General features: G+C 60.6%; 23 protein-coding genes. 7 read left to right on the top strand and 16 right to left on the bottom strand.

The window, feature by feature from the left end; genetic code table 11:
• Nucleotides 1-79: 79 nt before the first annotated feature.
• Complete coding sequence (locus E8Q41_RS09215) at nucleotides 80-1078, top strand: glycosyltransferase (RefSeq protein WP_137155241.1); 999 nt, start codon at nucleotides 80-82, stop codon at nucleotides 1076-1078.
• On the top strand, nucleotides 1075-1449 hold the full coding sequence (locus E8Q41_RS09210) for a GtrA family protein (RefSeq protein ID WP_137155240.1): 375 nt from the start codon (nucleotides 1075-1077) through the stop codon (nucleotides 1447-1449). Before E8Q41_RS09215 ends, E8Q41_RS09210 begins: the two co-directional genes overlap by 4 nt.
• 7 nt (nucleotides 1450-1456) lie before the next feature.
• Here E8Q41_RS09210 and E8Q41_RS09205 read toward each other — a convergent pair whose 3' ends face one another.
• The 6 genes from E8Q41_RS09205 to E8Q41_RS09180 all read right to left on the bottom strand — a co-directional run bounded on the left by E8Q41_RS09205 (nucleotide 1457) and on the right by E8Q41_RS09180 (nucleotide 6941).
• The gene (locus E8Q41_RS09205; protein WP_137155239.1) at nucleotides 1457-2443 is read right to left on the bottom strand and encodes a Gfo/Idh/MocA family oxidoreductase; all 987 of its coding nucleotides are present in this window, start codon (nucleotides 2441-2443) and stop codon (nucleotides 1457-1459) included.
• 113 nt (nucleotides 2444-2556) lie between these two features.
• Nucleotides 2557-3150: an alpha/beta hydrolase gene (locus E8Q41_RS09200; protein WP_137155238.1), complete on the bottom strand. Its 594-nt coding sequence runs from the start codon at nucleotides 3148-3150 to the stop codon at nucleotides 2557-2559.
• 3 nt (nucleotides 3151-3153) lie between these two features.
• Nucleotides 3154-4086 (bottom strand): VOC family protein, encoded by a 933-nt coding sequence (locus E8Q41_RS09195; protein WP_137155237.1) that lies wholly within the window; start codon nucleotides 4084-4086, stop codon nucleotides 3154-3156.
• A gap of 161 nt (nucleotides 4087-4247) precedes the next feature.
• Entirely contained in the window at nucleotides 4248-5102 is an 855-nt protein-coding gene (locus E8Q41_RS09190) for an NlpC/P60 family protein (RefSeq protein WP_137155236.1), read from the bottom strand.
• 10 nt (nucleotides 5103-5112) lie between these two features.
• Nucleotides 5113-5460, bottom strand: coding sequence for a MarR family winged helix-turn-helix transcriptional regulator (locus E8Q41_RS09185; protein ID WP_137155235.1), 348 nt, complete (start codon nucleotides 5458-5460; stop codon nucleotides 5113-5115).
• A gap of 83 nt (nucleotides 5461-5543) precedes the next feature.
• The gene (locus tag E8Q41_RS09180) at nucleotides 5544-6941 is read right to left on the bottom strand and encodes a M17 family metallopeptidase (protein ID WP_137155234.1); all 1398 of its coding nucleotides are present in this window, start codon (nucleotides 6939-6941) and stop codon (nucleotides 5544-5546) included.
• 137 nt (nucleotides 6942-7078) lie between these two features.
• On the opposite strand from E8Q41_RS09180, the gene E8Q41_RS09175 reads away from it, so the two are divergent.
• Nucleotides 7079-7870, top strand: coding sequence for a tetratricopeptide repeat protein (locus E8Q41_RS09175; RefSeq protein WP_137155233.1), 792 nt, complete (start codon nucleotides 7079-7081; stop codon nucleotides 7868-7870).
• Between the two features lie 104 nt (nucleotides 7871-7974).
• Here E8Q41_RS09175 and E8Q41_RS09170 read toward each other — a convergent pair whose 3' ends face one another.
• From E8Q41_RS09170 to E8Q41_RS09125, 10 genes are all read right to left on the bottom strand, one after another.
• Nucleotides 7975-8955 carry a type II secretion system F family protein gene (locus E8Q41_RS09170; protein ID WP_137155232.1) on the bottom strand — a complete coding sequence of 327 codons (981 nt, stop codon included), beginning with the start codon at nucleotides 8953-8955 and terminating at the stop codon, nucleotides 7975-7977.
• A 12-nt stretch (nucleotides 8956-8967) separates the two neighbouring features.
• Nucleotides 8968-9978 (bottom strand): type II secretion system F family protein, encoded by a 1011-nt coding sequence (locus E8Q41_RS09165; protein ID WP_137155231.1) that lies wholly within the window; start codon nucleotides 9976-9978, stop codon nucleotides 8968-8970.
• A gap of 55 nt (nucleotides 9979-10033) precedes the next feature.
• Complete coding sequence (locus E8Q41_RS09160; RefSeq protein WP_137155230.1) at nucleotides 10034-11533, bottom strand: CpaF family protein; 1500 nt, start codon at nucleotides 11531-11533, stop codon at nucleotides 10034-10036.
• A gap of 31 nt (nucleotides 11534-11564) precedes the next feature.
• Nucleotides 11565-12851 carry a CpaE family protein gene (locus E8Q41_RS09155; protein WP_137155229.1) on the bottom strand — a complete coding sequence of 429 codons (1287 nt, stop codon included), beginning with the start codon at nucleotides 12849-12851 and terminating at the stop codon, nucleotides 11565-11567.
• Nucleotides 12852-12897: 46 nt separating this feature from the next.
• Nucleotides 12898-13587, bottom strand: a complete 690-nt coding sequence (locus E8Q41_RS09150; RefSeq protein ID WP_137155228.1) for a CpaD family pilus assembly lipoprotein — start codon at nucleotides 13585-13587, stop codon at nucleotides 12898-12900.
• 12 nt (nucleotides 13588-13599) lie between these two features.
• On the bottom strand, nucleotides 13600-15105 hold the full coding sequence (locus E8Q41_RS09145) for a type II and III secretion system protein family protein (RefSeq protein ID WP_137155329.1): 1506 nt from the start codon (nucleotides 15103-15105) through the stop codon (nucleotides 13600-13602).
• 47 nt (nucleotides 15106-15152) lie between these two features.
• Nucleotides 15153-15977, bottom strand: coding sequence for a Flp pilus assembly protein CpaB (gene cpaB, locus E8Q41_RS09140; RefSeq protein WP_137155227.1), 825 nt, complete (start codon nucleotides 15975-15977; stop codon nucleotides 15153-15155).
• Between the two features lie 214 nt (nucleotides 15978-16191).
• Nucleotides 16192-16362 carry a Flp family type IVb pilin gene (locus tag E8Q41_RS09135; RefSeq protein WP_137155226.1) on the bottom strand — a complete coding sequence of 57 codons (171 nt, stop codon included), beginning with the start codon at nucleotides 16360-16362 and terminating at the stop codon, nucleotides 16192-16194.
• A gap of 521 nt (nucleotides 16363-16883) precedes the next feature.
• Nucleotides 16884-17399, bottom strand: coding sequence for a prepilin peptidase (locus E8Q41_RS09130; RefSeq protein ID WP_137155225.1), 516 nt, complete (start codon nucleotides 17397-17399; stop codon nucleotides 16884-16886).
• A gap of 36 nt (nucleotides 17400-17435) precedes the next feature.
• Entirely contained in the window at nucleotides 17436-17618 is a 183-nt protein-coding gene (locus E8Q41_RS09125) for a Flp family type IVb pilin (protein ID WP_137155224.1), read from the bottom strand.
• A 557-nt stretch (nucleotides 17619-18175) separates the two neighbouring features.
• On the opposite strand from E8Q41_RS09125, the gene E8Q41_RS09120 reads away from it, so the two are divergent.
• The 4 genes from E8Q41_RS09120 to E8Q41_RS09105 all read left to right on the top strand — a co-directional run bounded on the left by E8Q41_RS09120 (nucleotide 18176) and on the right by E8Q41_RS09105 (nucleotide 21199).
• Nucleotides 18176-18577, top strand: coding sequence for a pilus assembly protein N-terminal domain-containing protein (locus E8Q41_RS09120; RefSeq protein WP_137155223.1), 402 nt, complete (start codon nucleotides 18176-18178; stop codon nucleotides 18575-18577).
• Nucleotides 18578-18690: 113 nt separating this feature from the next.
• Complete coding sequence (locus tag E8Q41_RS09115; RefSeq protein WP_137155222.1) at nucleotides 18691-19302, top strand: TadE/TadG family type IV pilus assembly protein; 612 nt, start codon at nucleotides 18691-18693, stop codon at nucleotides 19300-19302.
• The gene (locus E8Q41_RS09110; RefSeq protein WP_137155221.1) at nucleotides 19286-19888 is read left to right on the top strand and encodes a TadE/TadG family type IV pilus assembly protein; all 603 of its coding nucleotides are present in this window, start codon (nucleotides 19286-19288) and stop codon (nucleotides 19886-19888) included. Before E8Q41_RS09115 ends, E8Q41_RS09110 begins: the two co-directional genes overlap by 17 nt.
• Nucleotides 19889-19966: 78 nt before the next feature.
• On the top strand, nucleotides 19967-21199 hold the full coding sequence (locus tag E8Q41_RS09105) for a phosphopentomutase (protein ID WP_137155220.1): 1233 nt from the start codon (nucleotides 19967-19969) through the stop codon (nucleotides 21197-21199).
• Nucleotides 21200-21263: the final 64 nt, after the last annotated feature.

Genomic DNA, 21263 nt, shown 5'->3' with positions numbered 1-21263 from the left:
GCGAAACCTAAGCTTAACCTTCTCAAGAAAGAGTAAAGCCATCGAGGAGCCCGACATCGGTCGCCGGCGAGGAGCACGAATGAACGACGATCTCGACATCGCAGTCCTGATACCCTGCTACAATGAATCGCTGACGATCGGCGATGTCGTGCGAGGCTTCCGCCAGGCGCTCCCTTCGGCGCGCATCTATGTCTATGACAATAATTCCCGCGACGACACCGCGCTTCGCGCCGCGCTTGCGGGCGCCACGGTGTTTCGCGAGCGCCGCCAGGGCAAGGGCAATGTCGTGCGCCGCATGTTCGCCGATATCGACGCGGATATCTATCTGATGGCGGACGGCGACGGCACCTATGCCCCCGAAGACGCCGAAAACCTCATCACCACGCTGGTGACCGAACGCGCCGACATGGTGGTCGGCACGCGCCGCGACGTGACCCGCGACGCCGGCCGCCAGGGCCACGCCTTCGGCAACAAGATCTTCAACACACTCTACCGCTCGCTGTTCGGCAAGGATTTCACCGACATCTTCTCTGGATATCGCGCCTTTTCGCGCCGCTTCGCCAAGAGCTTCCCCGCCGTGTCCAACGGTTTCGAGATCGAGACGGAAATGTCGGTGCACGCCTCCCGGCTGAAATTGCCGGTGATCGAACTCGAACTCGATTACGGACGCCGCCCCGAAGGCTCGTTCTCCAAACTCTCGACCTTCGGCGACGGCGGCAAGATCCTGTTCATGTTCGCCATGCTGATGAAGGAAGTCCGGCCCTTCGCCTTCTATTTTGCGATTTCCTCGGCGCTCATGGCGGCCTCGCTGACCTTCATGACGCCGGTGCTGATCGAATATGCGCAGACCGGGCTCGTGCCGCGCATGCCGACCTGGGTGCTGTCGATGGTGCTGCTGATCATGTCGGGCATGACGTTTACCGCCGGCCTGATCCTCGACAGTCTGGCGCGGTCGCGCGCCGAACTTTTGCGCATCCACTATATGGATCTGCCGGCGCTGTCGGAAACCCGCCGCCGCCCTGTCCCCGCCGAACCGGCCCCCTCGCCTGTCCGGGCGCCCCGCAAGAGAGCAGCGTGAAACGGCTTTTTCTCTTCACTATAGCCGGCGGCCTCGGCTTCGTGTCCGACGCCGGCATGCTGGCGTTTCTGATCTGGGCGACGCCGATCGGACCATTCTGGGCGCGCGTCGTCGCCATCGCCTTCGCCATGTGCGCGACCTGGATCTTCAACCGCAGCCTGACCTTCGGCAGGAGCGGTCGGTCGCTGGCCTCGGAAGGCGCGCGTTACGGGGGCGTCGGCATTTTTTCCGCGCTGGTCAACTACGCGATCTATTCAGCCATTCTCATTGCATTTCCCGGGCTCTACCCCGTCATCGCCGCGGCGATTGCCTCGGTCGCGGCGATGGGGGTTTCCTGGTTCGGCTATTCGCGCCTGGTGTTCGGACGCTGAACCGAGCTCAGACCGTCTCCCAGCCGTCCTTTTCGGAAGCGCGATAGATCGCGTCGATGACCTTCTGGTTCAGCTTGGAATTTTCCAGCGTCACCACCTCCGCCTCGCCGCCCAGCGCCGCGCGGGCGAAGGCTTCCGCCTCCAAGCGGTACTGACGGCAATCCTGATAGCGGAAATGCTGGGATTGCGAATGGTTTTGGTTGGTGAGTTCGATTTCTTCGGCGCCGTAGCGATCGGCGTTGAAGGGCGATTTCACTTCGATGAAGCCCTTGTCGCCATGGAAGACCATGATCTGGCGGGCGGCGAGCTGGGTGGAGATGTAGAAGCTCAGCTCGAAATCGCCGAAATCCGCCCTGACCGACGAGAAGATATCGGTGCCGAATTCCGGATCGCGGTCTGTGTTGGCCTGGATGCGCAGCGGCTCCTTGCCGGTCGTGAACCGCGTGGTGATGGTGGGATAGACGCCGATATCGGGCAGGCCGCCGCCGCCGAGCGCCGGGATATTGCGCATATTGCCGGGGTCGCGGTTGAAATAGGTGAAGGCGCCCTGGACGAAGCGGAGCTTGCCGATCGCGCCGTCCGCCAGGAGCTCGCGCACTTTGCGCCAGACCGGCGAATAGGTGACCATATAGGCTTCCGACACCAGCACCTTGTTGCGGTCGCGGGCGGCAATCAGCTGGTCAATGTCGTCGGCTTTCAACGCGATCGGCTTTTCGCACAGCACATGCTTGCCGGCGTCGGCCGCCTTGATCGTCCATTCGACATGCTGCGAAGTCGGCAGCGGAATATAGACAGCGTCAATCTTATCTGACGCCAGCATCTCCTCGTAGGAGCCGAAGGCGTGCGGCGCGCCGAAGCGGTCGGCCATGGCGCGGGCGCTGTCGAGATTGCGGCTGGCGATGGCCGTAACGACGCAGTTTTCCGCATCCTGAATGGCGGGGACTACCAGCTCGCGGCCGATCCGCGCCGTGGAAATTATGCCGAAACGCAACATGTCTCTCTCCCTGTATCTGGTTTGCGCCGGACCATAAGGCGCAATCGTCAGGAAGAAAAGAGACGGCCCCGCAAGGCGAGACCGTCTCATCGGTGTTTACGAAACTGCCCGGATCAGGCGAAGAAGCGCGTCAGCGCCTCGACTTCCTGCGGCCTGAGTTCATGACCGCCGGAATGCCAGACGAGGGAAGCTTCCGCGCCCTGGCTTTCCAGATAGTCCTGCAGGCGCTGGGTCAGGGGCGCCGGGCAGATCGGATCTCGCTCGCCAGCGGTGATCAGCGTCTTCACCCCCTTGAGCCCCTCTTGCGGCTTCGGCGCAAACGGGATCAACGGATGCAGAAGACCCGCCCGATCAAACAGTGCGCCTTTCTCGATCAGCATGTTAGCGAGGATATTGGCGCCGTTCGAATAGCCGAAGCCGTAAACGGCGGAGGCCTGATGCTCCTGCTTCAACCGTTCCACGAAAGCCGCCATCTTGTCGGTGGCGCGCGCCAGGTCGGCCATGTCGTAGACGCCCTCGCCGGTGCGGCGGAAGAAGCGCGCTGCGCCATATTCCGAGACATCGCCGCGCGGCGACACGATCGTCGCCCCGGGCATGAGATCGCCGGCGAGATCGAAGAACTGGTTTTCATCGCCGCCCGTGCCGTGAAAGGCGAACAGGATCGGCGATCCGGGCGCGCCGGCCCGGATCCTGTGCTGATAGTCCATGGTTCAATCCTCAAGCTTTTCGAGATGCTGGGCCAGAATCGGACGCAGATGCTTATGCTGCTGCGGCAGTTTCAGATCGGCGCCGAGCGTGGCGACATCCTCGTCGCGGGTGAAGCCCGGTTCGTTAGTGGCGATTTCGAACAGCACGCCGCCCGGGGTGCGGAAATAGATCGCCCAGAAATAGTCGCGGTCGATCACGGGGGTGACGTGATAGCCGGTGTCCATGAGCGCTTTACGCACTTCCAGCTGCTTTGCGCGATTTTCGACCGCGAAAGCGACGTGATGCACCGAGCCCGCGCCCTGCAGGCTTCTGTTGATGTTGGGCATGGTTTCGAGATCGACGGTGGAGGCTTCGTTGCCGCCGGGCACGATGAGCCTGACGACGCCGTCCTTCCGGTCGAGTTCCTGGTAGCCCATATATTTCAACAGTTCGGCGGTCGCGCCTTCATCGCGCAGACGCATGGCGACCGAATGAAAGCCGCGAATGGCGTGGTCGGCGTCGACGCCATTGTCAGTCCAGGGCGCGCGGTCATCGCCGTCCACTTCCACCAACGCGAAGCCGTCGCCATCGGGGCCGGCGAAATTCAGCCGCTTCTGGCCGAAGGTTTCCTCGGCCTGCAGGCCATCGACGCCCTGGCTAGAGAGCCGTTCGGACCAGTAGCCCAGTGCGCCCTTCGGCACGGAGAACACCGTGGTCCCGACTTCGCCCGTGCCCGGACGACCGCGTCCGATATTGGGGAAGGGGAAATAGGTCATAACCGTGCCGGGCGTGCCGACTTCGTCGCCATAATAGAGGTGGTAGACGTCAGGCGAATCGAAGTTCACCGTCTTCTTGACGCGGCGAAGGCCGAGCGTCTTGGTGAAGAAGTGATTGTTGACCGGGGCATTGGCGGCCATGGAGGTGACGTGGTGAAGCCCCTTGATCTGATCGAGCATGATGGCATCCTTTCCGGCGCTGAGGCCTGATTTTCGGGAGCGCCCAAGCGGCGTTCCGTTCTGGATGCGAATATGCCCCTTGCGCCCCGATCCGTGTATCCCCTCCGACAGGCACGGATTGTTCACAAAACGAAGACAGGAATTTTGAACGGAGATATATTCTATTTACAGTTCGGTCGTTTGAAGCCGGTCGGCTGGCCGTAGAGGGACGCGATCCTGCCGATGGCGTCATCCAGTTTCTCCCGCGCCACGCTCATCGTATGGCCATTGGCGTGCAGAAGCGTATCGCGATTTTCCATGACCCCGACATGTCCTTTCCAGAACACCAGATCGCCGCGAGCGAGATCGGCGCGCGTGAGCGCCTCGCCCGGCATTGCCGCCTGCTGATCGGAATCGCGCGGCACGGCGCGGCCCGCCATCATCATTGCAAGCTGCACGAGACCCGAGCAATCGAGACCAAAGCCGGTGCGTCCGCCCCAGAGATAGGGCGTTTCGAGAAAGAGACTGGCGATATCGACATAGTCGTCGGAGATCGTCGCGCCGAGCGGAGCGAGATGGCGGGCGATCACAGCGCCTTCGGTGGTGAGAAGATAGCGAGTTCCGCGCGTCTCAGTCTCTCCCGTCACCGTCATGCGGCTGCCCATCGACACCGCGTCGACGGGAGGGCGCTTCATGTCCGGTTCCGGATAGAGAAAGGTGCGGGGAACAGTGACCCAATGGGTCGGCGCGGGCGCCGTATCGATAATCGCCGCCTGCGGCAGATAGCCGACATAGTCGTCGAGGTCCGATTTCACCCAGGCCCAGCCTTCGGCGACGTCGAGCACCTTGACCCCCTCGCCCAGCATCAGTTCGGTGTCCAGACCGCAGAACACATCCGGCTTGGCCCGGAGCGCGATCTTGGGAACCCGCACCTGCGCGACCGCCCCCTCGGTGAAGCGCTCCGCTTCGACGCGGCCTTGAAGCGACGCCTCGGCGAGATCTGGGCGGAATGCGTGAATGCGTCTGTCTAGCGTCATGACTGATCCGTCAGCTGAGATCACGGGCCTTGGCGATGATGACATCACCGAATTTTTCTAGATAGACGGCGCCGGCCAGCGTGCGCTTGATCAGCACATTGCGCCGGTCCTTGTCGTCACGGATGCGATCAATTACCCCCATCGCGCCCATCGTGTCGAGCGCGCGGGTGATAACCGGTTTGGTGACGCCGAGCGTCGCGGCGAGACCGCGCACCGTGTGCGGCGGCGGCGTCAGATAGACATGCAGCAGAATGGCCATCTGGCGCATCGAGAGATCGCCATCGCCGGAGCGCACCGCATCCACCGACACCGCATGCCAAAGCCCCAGCGCCTGCGAGGCGGTTAGTTCGACGGTCACTCGCCCCTCCGGCAGGATTGTTTCGTAACCGTTTCATTCTTGAACAAACCTGCCGCCCCCGCAAGCGCGGCCTGCGCGGAGGGTTAATCCGCGCGTCCCTTGGCGTCGAGCATGTCGAAGATGGCGCGGATCGCCTGCGCCTCGCCGCCGCCCGGGCAATGCGGGCGCTCAGTCTGCGTCCAGGCATAGATATCGAAATGCGCCCAGCTGCGCGTCTTCTTGACGAAGCGCTTGAGGAACAGCGCCGCCGTGATCGCCCCAGCCATGCCGCCGGCCGGCGCATTGGTGAGATCGGCGATCTTGGCGGTCACGTCCTTCTCGTAACCCTTGTAGAGCGGCAACCGCCAGATGGGATCGTCGACTTCGAGGCTCGATTCCATCAGCTGATGGGCGAGATCTTCGTCGTCGGTGAAGAATGGCGGCACGTCCGGGCCGAGCGCGACACGGGCGGCGCCGGTCAGCGTCGCCATGTCGATGAGGAGATCGGGCTCGTCCTCATCCGCCAGCGCCAGAGCGTCGGCGAGAATGAGCCGGCCTTCGGCGTCGGTATTGTCGATCTGCACGGTGAGGCCGGCGCGGCTGCGATAGATGTCGCCAGGGCGGAAGGCGTTGCCGGAGATCGAGTTTTCCGCCACGGGCACGAGGACGGTCAGGTCGATCTTCAGCTTGGCGTCCATGATCATCAGGGCGAGACCCAGGACATTGGCCGCGCCGCCCAGATCCTTCTTCATCAGCGCCATAGAGGAGGAAGGCTTGATATCGAGCCCGCCGGTGTCGAATGTCACGCCCTTGCCAACCAGAGTCACGCGCTTGTGGCCCTTCTTGCCCCAGCGCATCTTGAGAAGGCGCGGCGCCTGTTCGGAGGCGCGCCCGACTGCGTGGATCAGCGGAAAATTCTCCTGCAGCAGGGCATCTCCCCTGACAACGGACACTTCCGCCTTGTAATGGGCCGCAAGAGCGCGGAAGGCGGCCTCAAGCGCATCCGGCCCCATATCATTCGCCGGCGTATTGATCAGGTCGCGAGCGAGGAAAACCCCGGCCAGCAGGCGCTTGACCCGGGCGGCGTCGGCGTCGGAAGGAATGAGAAGCGTCGGCGGAGTTGTCGATCCGCTCTTGTATTTTTCGAAACGATAGCTTCCGAGCCCATAACCCAAAGCCAGGCGGTTCGCGGTCAGGGGCGCCGTTTCGATATGCCACTCGCCGGCAGGCAGGATGCGCGGCAGTTTTCCGGTGAGGTAGGGGCTTTCAGACGGATAGCCGCCGAGACCGAAAAGCGCGCCGCCGAGATGGCCGTCTTCCGTCGGCACCAGCAGCAATGATCCGGCTTCGGCCTTATAGCCGACCTTGCGCGCCCAATCGAGCGCAATGGGGTCGACGAGCCCCGTCTCGATATGGGCCGGCGTCACCGCAAAAATCGGCAGCGTCTTGCCTAGCTTCGTGTTGAACGGTGTGGGACGCTCGATGAATTGAAAGGGGGCCATTCACAGTCCTTGCGGGAATCGGTTGGTGCGGATTCGCCAAATTAACACTCTGTTAGGGTTAACAGAGTATTGCTGGAGCGAAAGTTGCGGCTCGAGATTTTTTAGAAACGCCGCATGTATTGGCACGAGGCGATAGGATGAAGTCCAAGACCATGGCGTCGGTCGGCGCCGCGATTTTCCTGACCATTCTCCTGAGCTCCTGCTCGACGGCAAGCCGGGAGACGACTGGGTCAATACCCGCCAATCTGAACAAGCCCGTCGAATCGATGACGCAGCCGGAGCTGCAGGCCGCCTCGCGCAAAATCGGCGAGGCCTACGCCAAAAGTCCCAATGACCGCAACGCCGGCCTCAACTACGCCGCCCTGCTGCGGATGAACGGCAAGAACGATCAGGCGCTGGCCGTGATGCAGCAGGTGGCGATCCACAATCCGAATGATCGCGTCGTGCTCGCCGCCTATGGCAAGGCGCAGGCCGCCGCCGGTCAACTCGAACAGGCGCTTTCAACGGTCAACCGAGCACAGACGCCCGACCGGCCGGACTGGAAGCTCGAATCCGCCAAGGGCGCGATCCTCGATCAACTGGGGCGCACCCAGGAGGCCCGCCTCGCTTATCGCAACGCGCTCGACATTCATCCCAACGAGCCATCCGTGCTTTCCAATCTCGGAATGTCCTATCTCCTGACCCGCGATCTGCGCACGGCCGAAACCTATCTCCGCTCCGCCGTCGCCCAACCCGGCGCCGACAGCCGCGTCCGGCAGAACCTCGCCCTCGTCGTCGGACTTCAGGGCCGCTTCCAGGAGGCGGAAAACATCGCTCGGCAGGAGCTGACCGCGGAACAGGCCGAAGCCAACGTAGCCTATCTCAAGGGCATGCTTTCGCAAGACAACAGCTGGAAGAAGCTGGCGAACGCCGACAACGGAACCAATTGATTTTTCTACACCGCTCCCAATGCCGTCGCCGCCCTTTTTGGGGCGGCGATTGTCGTTTGAGGACAATGTGACCCGCCCGGGCCAAGGCCCCCAGCGGATCTGAATCAGAACTTGTCGGAAACCTGAATGCCGGCAGGCCCAAGAATGACGGCGATCAGCACCGGCAGGAAGAACAGGATCATAGGCACCGTCAGTTTCGGCGGCAGAGCGGCGGCCTTCTTCTCGGCTTCGTTCATGCGTTGGTCGCGACTTTCCTGAGCCAAGACGCGCAGGGCCTGCGCGATCGGCGTGCCGTAGCGCTCCGCCTGAATGAGAGCCTGGGTCACCGCTTGCACCGCATCGAGTTGCGTGCGCTTGGCAAGATTTTCATACGCCGCACGCCGCTCCTGCAGAAAGGAGAGTTCTGCATTGGTCAGCACCATTTCCTCGGCCAGTTCAGGCGAGTTGGCCGTCATTTCCTCCGACACGCGCTTGATCGCCGCTTCGATCGACACACCCGATTCCACGCAGATCAGCATCAGGTCTAGGGCGTCGGGCCATGCTTTGCGGATGGAGGCCTGACGTTTGTTGATCTTGTTGGAGATGAAGATGTTTGGCGCATAGAAACCGAGATAGCCGATGCCAAGTACGGTCAACAGCCGCACCATGAAGGTCTGATCGGCGAGATAGCCCAGGAAGAAGACATAAAAAGCCGCCACCATCATGAAGATGAATGGCAGGAAGAATCGGGCGAACAGAAAAACGTTGAGAGCGTTCTGCGAACGATAACCGGCCGCCTTCAGCTTATCCACTGTACCGGCGTCCACCAGCGCTTCGCGCAGGTTGAGCCGCTCGACGATCTGGCGGATATTGGTGTTGTTCTGATGACGCAGGCTGCTGCGCTGAATTGCGCCTTCGGCATTGAGCCGCGCGCGTTCACGGCTGCGGATCTGATCTCGCTCGGTGGTCACCGCCTTCATGCGCTTCTGCAGGCCGCCATTGTCGAAATAGGGCAGAACGAGGCTGTATAGAGTGGCAAAGACCGCGATGCCGACGAGGACGGCGAACACGACCTGTGGATTTGTGAGCGTTTGTGCAAGCTCCATGGCGGTTCCGTCCTAGATTTCGAAGTTGGTCATGTTGCGCATGACGAAAATGCCAATCGACATCCAGACCGCCGACAATCCCATGATGAGATGACCGCGAGGATCCGTGAACAGGATCATCATATAGCCCGGCGATGTCAGGTAGACCAGAAAGGCGACGATGAACGGCAATGCGCCGATGATCACGGCGGAGGCTTTCGCTTCCATCGAAAGAGCGGAGACTTTCGCCTTCATCTTCTTCCGGTCGCGCAGCACGCGTGAGAGGTTGCCGAGCGCTTCCGACAGATTGCCGCCCGCCTGGGCCTGGATTGCGATCACGACGCCGAAGAAATTGACTTCTTGCAGCGGAACGGTTTGTGACATTCGGCCCACCGCTTCAGGGATGCTCATTCCCATCTGCTGCGCCTCGATGACGCGTCGGAATTCGGTCTTTACCGGCTCCTTGGCTTCCGATGCGATCAGTCGAATGGCGTCGTTGAGCGGCAGACCAGACTTGATCGAGCGCACCATGACATCAAGGGCGTTGGGCAATTCTTCGATGAAACGCTTCATCCGGCGCTTGAACATGAACGCCACGAAGAGCCGCGGCAGACCGACCCCGACCACGAAGCTGACGCCTGCGATGATGAGAATGGAAGCGCCTGACAGGAGCAGCAAGAGAGCTACGCCGCCGCCAAGCATCGCGCTGCCGAGATAGAATTGCGTTTCAGTGAAATTCAATCCCGCCTGCACGATCCGCGACTTCAGGGTGGCGGCCTTCTTCTTGTTGGCCTCTTGTTGCTTCTTTTCCAGTTCCTTGAGCGAATCCTGCACCGACTTTCGTCGTTTGGACAATTCAGCGAGGCGATCGCGGGATGCCTTGACCTTGGTCTTGTCCACATCAGACATGCCGACTTTTTCGAACCGGCTCTTGGTCTTCTTTTCATTCTCGAGATCGGAGAACAGGACGCCATAGGCGACCGCGGCTGCCGAAATGGCAGCCAGCGCAATGATCGCAATCGTCGTCAGGTCGAATCCGAACATAGCCTTTTCCCGTATCCCCAACATCCGGAAAGCCCAAGGCTAGCCGGCGTTACAGTTAGCCTCTTGTCTGTTCCATGGCGTCGAGCGCGGCAGCCAGCCTCTTGTCTTCGCCGTAATAGCGGGCGCGATCCCAGAAATGCGGCCGACCGATGCCGGTGGATTTGTGGCGACCGATCAGCTTGCCGTTGGCGTCCTCGCCCTCGATCTCATAGCGAATCAAATCCTGGGTGATGATCACGTCGCCTTCCATGCCGATCACCTCGGTAATGTGGGTGATGCGGCGCGAGCCGTCGCGCAGACGCGCGGCCTGGACGATGACATCGATCGAGCCCGTAATGATCTCGCGGACAGTCTTGGCCGGCAGCGTGAAGCCGCCCATGGCGATCATCGATTCGACGCGATTGAGGCATTCGCGCGGGCTGTTGGCGTGGATGGTGCCCATCGAGCCGTCGTGACCGGTGTTCATCGCCTGCAAAAGGTCGAACACCTCCGGTCCGCGCACTTCGCCGACGATGATACGTTCGGGACGCATGCGCAGGCAGTTCTTGACGAGATCGCGCATGGTGATCTCGCCTTCGCCTTCGATGTTCGGCGGACGCGTTTCGAGGCGCACCACATGCGGCTGCTGGAGTTGCAGTTCAGCCGAGTCTTCGCAGGTGATGATGCGTTCGTCGGTGTCGATATAGCGCGTCAGGCAGTTGAGAAGCGTCGTCTTGCCTGAGCCGGTGCCGCCCGAGACGACCACGTTGCATCGCACGCGGCCGATGATCTGCAGCACCGCCGCGCCCTCGGGCGTGATGGAGCCGAACTTGACCAGCTGGTCGAGGGTGAGCTTGTCCTTCTTGAATTTACGAATGGTGAGCGCCGCACCGTCGATGGCGAGCGGAGGCGCGATGACGTTGACGCGCGAGCCATCGGGCAAACGCGCGTCGCAGATCGGCGAGGATTCGTCGACGCGGCGGCCGACCTGGCTGACGATGCGCTGGCAGATGGACAGGAGCTGGGCATTGTCGCGAAAGCGAATTTCGCTCTCCTCGATCTTGCCGTTGACTTCGATGAAGGTCTGGCCGGCGCCGTTGACCATGATGTCGGCAATGTCGTCGCGGGCGAGAAGCGGCTCGAGTGGGCCATAGCCGAGAACGTCGTTGCAGATGTCGTCGAGCAGTTCCTCCTGCTCGGAAATCGACATCGCATAATTCTTGATGGTGATGATGTCGTTGACGATGTCGCGAATTTCTTCGCGTGCGCTTTCCGAGTCCAGCTTTGCGAGCTGCGACAGATCGATGGTGTCGATCAGCGCGGAAAACACCTGGCTCTTGGTTGTGTAGTAACTCTCAGAACGCTGCGTCTTGCGGCGCGGCGCTGGCGGCGCCATGCGCAGGGCCGACTGTGCGTCGCGCTGCGGCTCCTGCAGGACGGGGACATGCGACGGCGCGAGCGGCGGCGGCGCGACCGGGGACGGCATGGGTGCCGGAGCCGCCGTCGTTACGGGCGGAGGAGCGGAGGTCGCTCCGCCTGCCTTGCCGAACCCATCATTTCCACGTTTGCCAAACATCGGCGCGTCCGCTCCAGTGTCTTAAGTCTGTTTACTTCTTGGCCGTGAGCTTGCCGAGGATCGAGCCGAGGGCGCTCTTCTTGGCCTTCTTCACGCTCACGCGGCCGGTCACGACATGGGCGATCTGCGACAGCACTTCCGCCACCGGCGATTTCCCGTCCAACTCGCCGATCATCCGACCGGAGTTCGCAGCCGACCCGAACAGCGCGGCGTCGAAGGGGATGACGGCGATCGGCTCGATCTCGAGCGGCTCACAGAAATCCGCCATCGAAATCTCCGGACGCTTGGGCAGGCCGACCTGGTTGAGGATCAGATGCGGCGGCCGATCGTTGGGGCGCAGCTTGCGCAACTGATCGAACATGTTCTTGGCGTTGCGGAGATTGGCGAGATCGGGGGCGGCGGTGACCACGACCTCGTCGACATCCGCCAGCAGCGTGCGGGTCCACTCGCTCCAGGCATGCGGCACGTCGAGAACGTTGACCGGCGCGGCGCGCTGCAAAATTTCGAGCACCGGCTGGAAGGCGGCGCGATCGAAATCATAGGCGCGATCGAGGATGGACGGCGCGGCGAGCAGTGACAGATGTTCCGAACATTTGGTCAGGAGACGATCGAGGAACACCTCGTCCAGCCGCTCGGGGGAATAGACGGCTTCGGCGATCCCCTGCGCGGGATCCTGGTCGAAGTCGATATTGGCGGTTCCGAACGGAAAATCGAGATCGGCCAGGATGACTTCCGAGGAAAACAGCGAGGAGACGCCCCAGGCGATGTTGTGGGCGATCGTGGAAGAACCGACGCCGCCCTTGGCGCCGATGAAGGCGATGGAGCGGCCGAGCGGCTCGGCGTCGGGATCAACGAAGATGGCGGAGATGGCGGAGATCACATCGACCAGGGAAATCGGCGACACCATATATTCGGAGATGCCGTTGCGGATCAGGTCTCGATAGAGCGGAATATCGTTATGGCGGCCGATGATCACCACTTTTGTGGTGGGATCGCAGACGTCGGCAAGCGGCGCGAGTTCGTCCATAATGGCGCCGGGCTGGGCGCTGGTTTCGAGCAGAATCAGATTTGGCGTGGGGGCGCCGCTGAACATGTTGACGGCGGCTTCGGTACTTCCCTGATTGATGCGGAAGCTGACCTTTGCCATGCGGCGATCCTGCGCCAGCTTTTCCATCAGCCGGAACATGTTCTCCGTTTCGCAGAAAGCATGCACCGAGATCCGCGGCAGAGGACGCATCTGATCGAGATCTCCGGGCCGGATCTCGTTTTCGACCACGGGCCCTTCGTCGCGAAGAATTCCATATTCGACAGCGTTCATGACATATGGCTCTCGGTTTGGGCGGAAAGGAGATCGCGCATGCGCCTCACTCCCCGTCGCGATAGGTGGTGATCACGGTGGCGCGGCGTTGCGCGTCGATCGGGCTCATGCCGCGCGGGCCGACGAGATCGGTGGGATTGGAGATCTGGGCGGCTAGGTTCTGCTGGCTGGCGCAGCCGAAGTTCTCCCAGTTCTCGTTGTCGCGCAGGGTGCGGCCGAACATGTCGGTCGGCCATTGCCCGCATCCTTCGGTGACCGCCTTGACCGCCACGAAGCTGAGGCGGACAGGCGCAGAGCCGTCAGACGAGGACGAGCCATAGGAGGACATAACGATGCGCTGCGGCTTGACGCCATAGCCGACCAACGTCTGCCGGATCGCGCCGCTCAAGCGATGGGCGGCCCCGGAATTGGGGGCGCCGACCGGAATGGCGATGGTCATCGTGCTCTTGGACGTCGTCGTGTAATCCTGCGCGAAGCCGCGGATCAGGTCGCGGGTGGCTGCGGTGAGGTCCGTCTCGCCAGCGCCGAGCGGCACGTCGAGATCGTGACGAACTTCAGCGAGCGTGATCGGATGGCGGGTGCGATAATCGTCGGGGATCGAGCCCGTCGTTTGCATATCGCGCCTCGAAGCGCAGGACGACGCCGTCAGCGCCGCAATGAGCGCGAGGACAAGGCCGCCGCTCCGGCGAAGACGGGATGCGGTGCGGATCTGGCGCTTGGTCGAAAAGGTCGTCATCGCTCGAAATCCTTACTTGTAGATGTAACCGACAGCGCCGTTGTAGCGGCCCGGAGTCTTGGTCGTTTCGCGCAGGCCGTAGACCTTGTTGACGCGATTGAGGAAATACATCGCGACGTCTCCCTCGGGCACGAGATTGTCGTCGGGGCGCGCAAGTTTGGAGCGCTCGACCGGACGCACCAGATAGGGCGTGGCGATGATGACCAGTTCGGTAGCGTTGCGCTGGAAGTCGCGCGAGCGGAACAGCGTGCCGAGAATCGGGATTTGCGCCAAGGCCGGATTTCCCGACATGGCCTGCCGGACTTCGTCGCGCACAAGGCCGCCGATGACGATGGAGCCGCCAGAAGGCAGCTCGACAGTGGTCGACGCCTCACGCTTGCGAATGCCGAGATAAGTGAGGCCCGGAACAGATTTCTGCGTCGCCATCGTGGCGGAGCCTTCGAAGGTCGGTTCCGACACTTCGGTGAGAACGTTGAGCGAAATGCGTCCCGGAGACAGGACGACTGGCTTGAAATTCAAACGGATGCCGTAGTCCACGGACTCATATTCGCGCGAGATCGAGCCGTCGTCTCCAATATCCTGACTGGACGCCATCCGAAAGCTGCCGCCCACATAGAATTTGGCCTGCTCGCCGGAGATCGCGGTGAGGCTCGGCTCGGCAAGCGTCTTCATCACACCGGCCTGCTCCATCGCGTTCATATAGGACGAGATGTCGAGACTGCCGATTGAGCCGCTTGCGTTAGCCGCCGCCGTCCAATTGACGGAGCCGCCGAGGTTGGTCGGATTCTGGAAACTGATTCCGCCATTGTCCCCGGAGATGGAAGTGTTGAAGCCAAGTTGCTTGACGATGCTGCGGCTAACCTCGGCCACGGTGACCTTGAGCGTCACCTGATCTTCCGCCTCGATCGTCAGCATGTTGACGATTTGCGATTCCTGGCGGACTTCGTTGAACATCGCCACTTCAGTGTCCCCGTTTGTGGAACTCGACGACGCCGTGGCATTGCGGGTCGTCGCTTCGCCGCCCGTCACGAAGATCTGCGCCAGGCGTTCGGCCTGAGCCGCATCCTGGGGAGTCCGCACCGTTCCCGACAAGACAATGTTGTCCGAGATGATTTCGACCTGAATGTCGGAGTCCGGAAGGAAGCGCTTGAGTTGTGTCTGCAGCGTGGAGATGTCGCGCTCGATTTCGAGCTCGATCGTCACCAGTTCCTCGCCGCCTGCGCCGAAGATGAACACATTGGTCTGACCGACGGTCTTGCCGAAAATGTAGAGGCGCGTGGAAGTGCGGGTAACGGCGTCGGCGATCGATGGATCGGCGACGAGAATGTCGTGCGCGTCGACAGGGAGATCGATGACGATCGCCTTGTTGAGGCCAAGCTTCAGGCTCTTGCTCACCCCCGGGCCTACCTGGGAGATCTTATAGATCGACTGCGTCGCCGCCAGAGCCGGCGAGATCGACATGAAGGGCGCGCCGGGAATGCCCGCGAAGCCAAGCGAGAAGCTGAGCGCCGTGGTCATGGGCAGAAGAATTTTCTTGTTTGTGACTCTCACGGTTCCGCTCCCGGTCAATGACTATCGTTTTCTGGGGCTTGGCTGGTGCTGAGCTTCTGGATCACGCCCGACTTGATGACCTGGACCGAGCCTTCGCCCGCCTCACCGGACAAGAGATGCTTGGCAACGACCGAATCCGGCTCTTGCGCATCGGCGACCGAACGCAGGGCGAGCGTCAACTTGTCTGCCATCTGCTGGGCCACCGCGATCACCTTGGCCTGATCGGGGGTCAGTTCGAGGGTCGCGGTGGTGCCGACAACCGTCTTTTGCCCCTCTTCTTTTTCCTGGATTTCCTGGTCGATGGCGAGAACGCGGATATTGCTCAGGATCGTTTCCGTGTCATAGGCGCCCTCGTCGGACTTCTTGACCATGATGACGTCAACCCGATCGTTGGGCAGGATGAAGCCGCCGGCGCTCGTGGACACCGAGATTTCCGTGCCCACGGCGCGTTTGCCAGATGGAAGAAGGGAGGACATCACGGCGCCGTTTGGATCGGCGATCTTTTCCGGCCGGATCGGCTCGCCTTCGAAGATCGGCATGCGGACGATGGCGTTGTTGAGTTCCTTGAGCGCTTCCGGCCGCTTTTCGACCGTAATGAAACCTTCGACGACGCCGCTTTGCGGCCATCCCACCCATTTCATCGATTCTTCGTTGAGACGTGCCCCGATGGGCAGATTGGCAGAGGCGACCAAGACATCGACGACAGGCTCTTTCTGGACGACCGTTTCAGACTGCATCTGAACGACCGTTTGACCACGCTTGAGATTCATGGCCATGAAGGCGGCCGCGCCGGCCGCGACGACGGCGACAGTGAGAATGATCAGACGGGCGGGTTTCATTCCATGGTCCCTGCGAATGGGTGAATTTCCGTCCGCAGAATGATCAGGAATTGGTGTAATTATAGTTAACAAAATAACTACGAGACTGGTAAAGGAAGCCTTTACATCGCATGGCGCTCGCAAACGGCGCGCCCCGAACAAAAAGGAAAAGCCCGCCTGGTGGGGCGGGCTCTTCGAAGCGATATCGAAATCGAAATCGATATGCGTGTAACGATCAGGTCGCGTTCAGCGTGGTGGCCAGGTCGTCGAACTTGTTGTCGAGCGCATTGCCAAGCGCAGTGGCGCCGGTGATGAGGGCGACGGAGATCAGGGCGGCGATCAGGCCGTATTCAATTGCGGTGGCGCCAGACTCGTCATTCATGAAGCGAGAAAAAATCGAGGACATCATTGTCTCCTGTGGGATGAACTTCAGCACTTCCGTCAACTGTTTCCGTCGATCGGATGAGCACACCCTAGCCGCGAGCTGATTGCGACCGCCTTAACAGACGAGGTTAAAATCGCCCTAACGAGGCCAAGCTATTTCTTGTGGTGAATCATTTGAAAAAGTGATTTGTAAAATTCGAGCGCTTAAATGTGACGAGGTCGGCTTTTGCCGACCCACTGGTTTTCAAGGCGTTGAACCGAAACACGATTCACACGCCGCAAGACGTCGTGACAAAACCAAGGTCATTGTCGAACAAGGCATCAGGCGTCGTGTCCGGATACGAAACAGTCCTTGCGTCTACAGATGAAGGTGATCGACCGAATTTAACAAATCGCAGGGAATGACTGTATCGTTCACCCAGCGCGCTGAGCGCGACTGTTCGGCGACATCTAAGGCAATCAGCGGCAAAAAAGAGATCGACGGCAGGGCCGTCGATCAACAAGAAAAATATTTGCCGGTGCGCCGCGCGAGTTTGGTGGTGATCAGCCCGGCAGAATGCCGACAATGTTCTGAAACATTGGCGATTGCGGAAAGGTCGCGAAGGCCGCCGCGCCGATCGCGATGCCATACGGCACCTTCTTCTGTTGCATCATGGTGGCGGGAACAGGCAACCGGGAGACTATGATGAAGTTGGCGTTGGCCCGCAACAAAAGCACCAAGACAGACAATAACCCACCAAACAAACCAACATAGGCGAAATAGGTAGTGGTCGAGGCGGTCCAACCATACCAGATGGCGCTTGCCGCCAAAATCTTCGCATCGCCGCCGCCCATAACCCTGAGCGCGAAAAGCGCAAATCCCGCTGCAAAAACCACAAGACCGGCGAGAAGATGCCAGCCAATATCCATGACGCCCAATCCGGAAAAGGGCGCCAGGCACAGAAAGGACACAACGAGAATAACGGAAAGGCGATTCGGAATCGTCATAGACAAGAAGTCATTCGTTGCCGTCATCGCCATGCAGAGCGGAAATATAACCAGAACTGCAGCTATCAGCATGACGTCTTTCCTCTTACTTGTTCGCCAAAAAAGGCTTTACTGATCCGCCACAGCATTTTCGATCGTGTTGGTGATGAAGAAAAACTGGGCGTTTAGCTTGTTGCTGAATGTGCCGAGTCCCCCTAGCAGAGCAGCGCTAATGATCGCAGTGATCAAGCCATACTCCACGGCAGTCGCACCGGATCTGTCTGCAAGGAAACTCTCGATCAATTTCGTCATACGCTTCCTTTCCGACACCCGACAATCAATTGCGACTTTAGGTCACCACAATTGCGTTTGTCTTAATTTTGCCGCTGCGCGAAATGATGCTCTGATTGCAGCAATCCAGATTTCAGCAAGTCGCAGTATTCTTGCCAAGGCCAGTTCACGGTCAGTTTGCTTGCGAGGTTGTCAAACTCATTATCGAACTCATCACCCAAAACGGCGGTAGGCCGCATTCGATTTCGGCAGCGCCGGATTCATTTGTTGACTATCAGGGGGAAGAGACAAAACGCTTTACCCTCGATAGCTGCCAAACGATCTTCCATTTAGCGACACCGCCGAACGCTAGGGCGATAGTCTTGAATTTCACTTTAGATCTTTGGTTAACAGCCTCGTCGAGCATCTCGCCTATGTTGTTTTTCACCAGCGAAAACCGCACAAAACACCTTGCTCAGAGGACGCGCTGAAGATTTCCCCTCGACCTTTGCGTTCGAAAGCGCTTAGTGCGGCGTTAAGCGGCCATTTACCCTTTCGCCGCATAATTTCGGCAAATCGCTCTATGATCGGATCTGCCTATGCGTTCGCCGGCCCTCATCGCTTTGCTTGGATCTTGCCTCGCCGCCACCTTCGGCGTCGCGTTCGCGCATGCGGAAGACGACTTCATGCAGGTTTTCCTCAATCATGCGAAAGTCCTGAAGCTTGACCGTCCGGTAGCGAAGGTCATCGTCGGCAACGCGGCCGTCGCGGATGCGACTGTAGCGGACGCCAAAACAATCGTGCTGACCGGCAAGGCCTTCGGAACAACCAATCTCGTGCTGCTCGATGCATCGGGCAACGCTATGCTTGACGAGCGCGTGCTCGTCTCCATCGATGAAGACAACACGCTCCGTCTCTTCCGGCAAACTGAGCGCACGGTCTTCTCATGCACCCCAGCCTGCGAGCAGCATCAGGCTCTGACATCGTCGAGCAGCAACTAACTCACTCCAATACGGTCGAGAAAACCGTTAAATTTGCAGCAGTCGGACAAACCCGGTTTTAAATCGGGACGCCTATCATCGCCGCACGTTCATGATGACGATGAAGGGCTCCGATGTTGGGAGACAAATTTCTTGACAGGGCGGCACGCGCCTTTGGCGGCTTTCGACGCGCCTCCGACGGCGCTGCGGCAATCGAATTCGCCATCCTTATTCTGCCGTTCTCGATCCTGGTGTTCGCGATCTTCGAGACGTTCACCGCCTTTGCTGGCGAACAGCTTGTCGGCAATGCGGTCGACACCATGGCGCGCAAGATCCGCACCGGCGAGATCACCTTCGGCCAGGGCAAATCGACTGATATGACCGAGGCGGAGTTTCGGCAGGCGTTTTGCGACGAGATCGCCATCTTTCACATGTGCGACGACGCGGAAGCCGCCACGCCTTCCAAGCTCTATATCGATGTCCGCCAGTTTTCGACCTATTCGGACATGCCGCTCGATGTTCCCAAGATCTCGACTGCGGCCTATTCCGACCTCGACACCAGCGAATTCGCCTTTTCGCCCGGCGGCGCCGACAGCAAGAACATGGTGCGCGCCTATTATCGCTGGGGCGTCGTCACCGATCTCGTCCGCCCCTATGTCGCCAATCTCAAGCCATCCGGCGAGACGCGCCCCACTCAATTCCTGATCGTCGCAACATCTGTTTTCGAGAATGAAGATTATGAGTGAGCGGAGGGGGAACTCGTGGCGTCTACGGCTTGTCGCTCTTCAGCGCCTTCTCGACAGTCGCTCAGGTGCGAGCGCCATCGAATTCGCGTTTCTGATGCCGGTGCTGATCGCGCTCTATCTCAGCTCCTACGAGATCACCACCGCCTATACCGCTTCGACGAAAGTTTTGAAGGCGGCGAGCACGGTGGCGGATTCGGTTGCGCGGCATAGTACGGTGACCAAGGCGACGCTTGCCGAAATGATCGACGCGGCAAAGGCAACGCTTGCGCCTGAAAGCGCCGATGGGCTCGGTCTGAAGATCACCGGTGTATCTGTCGACAGCGCCGGCAATGCGAGCGTGCTCTGGTCGTGGGATCAAGACGGCAACGCGCCCTATGTCAAAGGCAGCGAGGTCGATGCGCCCGACGATCTGAAAACACCATCAAGCTTTCTCATCAGGGCCGAAGCATCACTTCCCCACGAAATCCTGCTCTACATGACCAGCGCGGGCTCCTTCGACAGATCGACGCGCAGCATCACTCTCAACCGCGAATTCTACTTCAAGCAGCGATTGGGCGACGAAATTCCCTGCGGCGACTGTTCCTGAAGAGACGCACTTCTTGCCAAGGGCGGCGGGGCCGCTTAACTGACGGGGACAGCTTCATTTTCATCCCACAGGATCCACATGGCCCGCGTCTTTCTCTTCGTGCTCGACTCTTTCGGCATCGGAAACGCGCCCGACGCAGAGCGCTACGGCGATCTCGGCGCCGATACGCTCGGCCATATCGCGGAATTCTGCGCGGCGGGCGCGGCTGATCGCGCCGGTCTTCGTGAAGGGCCGCTTCTGCTGCCGCACATGACCAGCCTCGGCCTGCTGCACGCCTATGAGGCGGCCAATGGCGGGCTGCCGGCCGGAATGCGCCATGCGCCGCGCCTGCTCGGCGCTTTTGCCGCCGCCCAGGAGACGTCGAAAGGCAAGGACACGCCTTCGGGCCATTGGGAGATCGCCGGCGCGCCCGTCATGTTCGACTGGGGTTATTTCCCGAGCGAAGGCGATGCTTTTTCACCTGATCTCGTCGAGAAGATTTGCCAGGCGGCCGATCTGCCTGGCATTCTCGGCAATTGCCACGCCTCGGGGACCGAGGTCATCGCCCGTTTCGGCGAGGAGCATATGCGGACCGGAAAGCCGATCTGCTACACATCCTCGGACTCGGTGTTTCAAATCGCCGCCCATGAGCAGAGCTTCGGGCTGGAACGGTTGATGGCGCTGTCGGAGACGGTGCGCGTCATTCTCGATCCTCTGAATATCGGTCGGGTGATATCCCGTCCGTTCCTCGGCGACAGCGCCGAAACCTTCGAACGCACCGGCAATCGCCGTGACTTCTCCGTGCCGCCACCTGAACCGACCCTGCTCGACCGCCTCGTCGCCGCCGGCCGCAAGGTTCACGCCGTCGGCAAGATCGGCGACATCTTCGCCCATCAGGGCGTGTCGACGCTGACCAAGGCGAACGGCAACATGGCGCTGTTCGACGCCTCGCTGAAGGTGATGGAGACGGCCGAAGACGGCGATCTCGTCTTCACCAATTTCGTCGATTTCGACATGCTCTACGGCCATCGCCGTGATGTCGCCGGCTATGCGGCGGCGCTCGAAGCCTTCGACGCCAGGCTGCCGGACTTCGCTGCGCGCATGAAGCAGGGCGACGTCGCGATCCTCACCGCCGATCACGGCTGCGATCCGACCTGGCGCGGCGCGGACCACACGCGCGAACAGGTTCCGGTGCTGATCTTCGGCCCGTCCGTGCGCCCCGCCTCACATGGCCAGCGAAAGAGCTTCGCCGATATCGGAGAAACGGTCGCGCAGATCCTCGACGTGCAGCCGGGTCCGCATGGGGCGGGCTTCTGGTCGACGTCGGCCTGAAAGGCCTGATTTCCGCCTCTTTGATGGGGATGACGGGACAAAGGCGAAATGGGCGCTTGCGGGG

The organism is Rhizobium sp. FKL33 (assembly GCF_005222915.1).
Lineage (GTDB): Bacteria > Pseudomonadota > Alphaproteobacteria > Rhizobiales > Rhizobiaceae > Rhizobium_E.
The sequence above is the reverse complement of the archived record's forward strand: the minus strand, read 5'-3'. Positions and strand labels throughout refer to the sequence as shown.

Bases quoted from the DNA above. Each gene is read 5' to 3' on its own strand.
- E8Q41_RS09215 (WP_137155241.1), top strand. From the start codon at position 80: ATGAACGACGATCTCGACATCGCAGTCCTGATACCCTGCTACAATGAA.
- E8Q41_RS09205 (WP_137155239.1), bottom strand. From the start codon at position 2,443: ATGTTGCGTTTCGGCATAATTTCCACGGCGCGGATCGGCCGCGAGCTG.
- E8Q41_RS09200 (WP_137155238.1), bottom strand. From the start codon at position 3,150: ATGGACTATCAGCACAGGATCCGGGCCGGCGCGCCCGGATCGCCGATC.
- E8Q41_RS09195 (WP_137155237.1), bottom strand. From the start codon at position 4,086: ATGCTCGATCAGATCAAGGGGCTTCACCACGTCACCTCCATGGCCGCC.
- E8Q41_RS09190 (WP_137155236.1), bottom strand. From the start codon at position 5,102: ATGACGCTAGACAGACGCATTCACGCATTCCGCCCAGATCTCGCCGAG.
- E8Q41_RS09180 (WP_137155234.1), bottom strand. From the start codon at position 6,941: ATGGCCCCCTTTCAATTCATCGAGCGTCCCACACCGTTCAACACGAAG.
- E8Q41_RS09175 (WP_137155233.1), top strand. From the start codon at position 7,079: ATGAAGTCCAAGACCATGGCGTCGGTCGGCGCCGCGATTTTCCTGACC.
- E8Q41_RS09170 (WP_137155232.1), bottom strand. From the start codon at position 8,955: ATGGAGCTTGCACAAACGCTCACAAATCCACAGGTCGTGTTCGCCGTC.
- E8Q41_RS09165 (WP_137155231.1), bottom strand. From the start codon at position 9,978: ATGTTCGGATTCGACCTGACGACGATTGCGATCATTGCGCTGGCTGCC.
- E8Q41_RS09160 (WP_137155230.1), bottom strand. From the start codon at position 11,533: ATGTTTGGCAAACGTGGAAATGATGGGTTCGGCAAGGCAGGCGGAGCG.
- E8Q41_RS09155 (WP_137155229.1), bottom strand. From the start codon at position 12,851: ATGAACGCTGTCGAATATGGAATTCTTCGCGACGAAGGGCCCGTGGTC.
- E8Q41_RS09150 (WP_137155228.1), bottom strand. From the start codon at position 13,587: ATGACGACCTTTTCGACCAAGCGCCAGATCCGCACCGCATCCCGTCTT.
- E8Q41_RS09145 (WP_137155329.1), bottom strand. From the start codon at position 15,105: ATGACCACGGCGCTCAGCTTCTCGCTTGGCTTCGCGGGCATTCCCGGC.
- cpaB (WP_137155227.1), bottom strand. From the start codon at position 15,977: ATGAAACCCGCCCGTCTGATCATTCTCACTGTCGCCGTCGTCGCGGCC.
- E8Q41_RS09135 (WP_137155226.1), bottom strand. From the start codon at position 16,362: ATGTCCTCGATTTTTTCTCGCTTCATGAATGACGAGTCTGGCGCCACC.
- E8Q41_RS09130 (WP_137155225.1), bottom strand. From the start codon at position 17,399: ATGCTGATAGCTGCAGTTCTGGTTATATTTCCGCTCTGCATGGCGATG.
- E8Q41_RS09125 (WP_137155224.1), bottom strand. From the start codon at position 17,618: ATGACGAAATTGATCGAGAGTTTCCTTGCAGACAGATCCGGTGCGACT.
- E8Q41_RS09120 (WP_137155223.1), top strand. From the start codon at position 18,176: ATGCGTTCGCCGGCCCTCATCGCTTTGCTTGGATCTTGCCTCGCCGCC.
- E8Q41_RS09115 (WP_137155222.1), top strand. From the start codon at position 18,691: ATGTTGGGAGACAAATTTCTTGACAGGGCGGCACGCGCCTTTGGCGGC.
- E8Q41_RS09110 (WP_137155221.1), top strand. From the start codon at position 19,286: ATGAAGATTATGAGTGAGCGGAGGGGGAACTCGTGGCGTCTACGGCTT.
- E8Q41_RS09105 (WP_137155220.1), top strand. From the start codon at position 19,967: ATGGCCCGCGTCTTTCTCTTCGTGCTCGACTCTTTCGGCATCGGAAAC.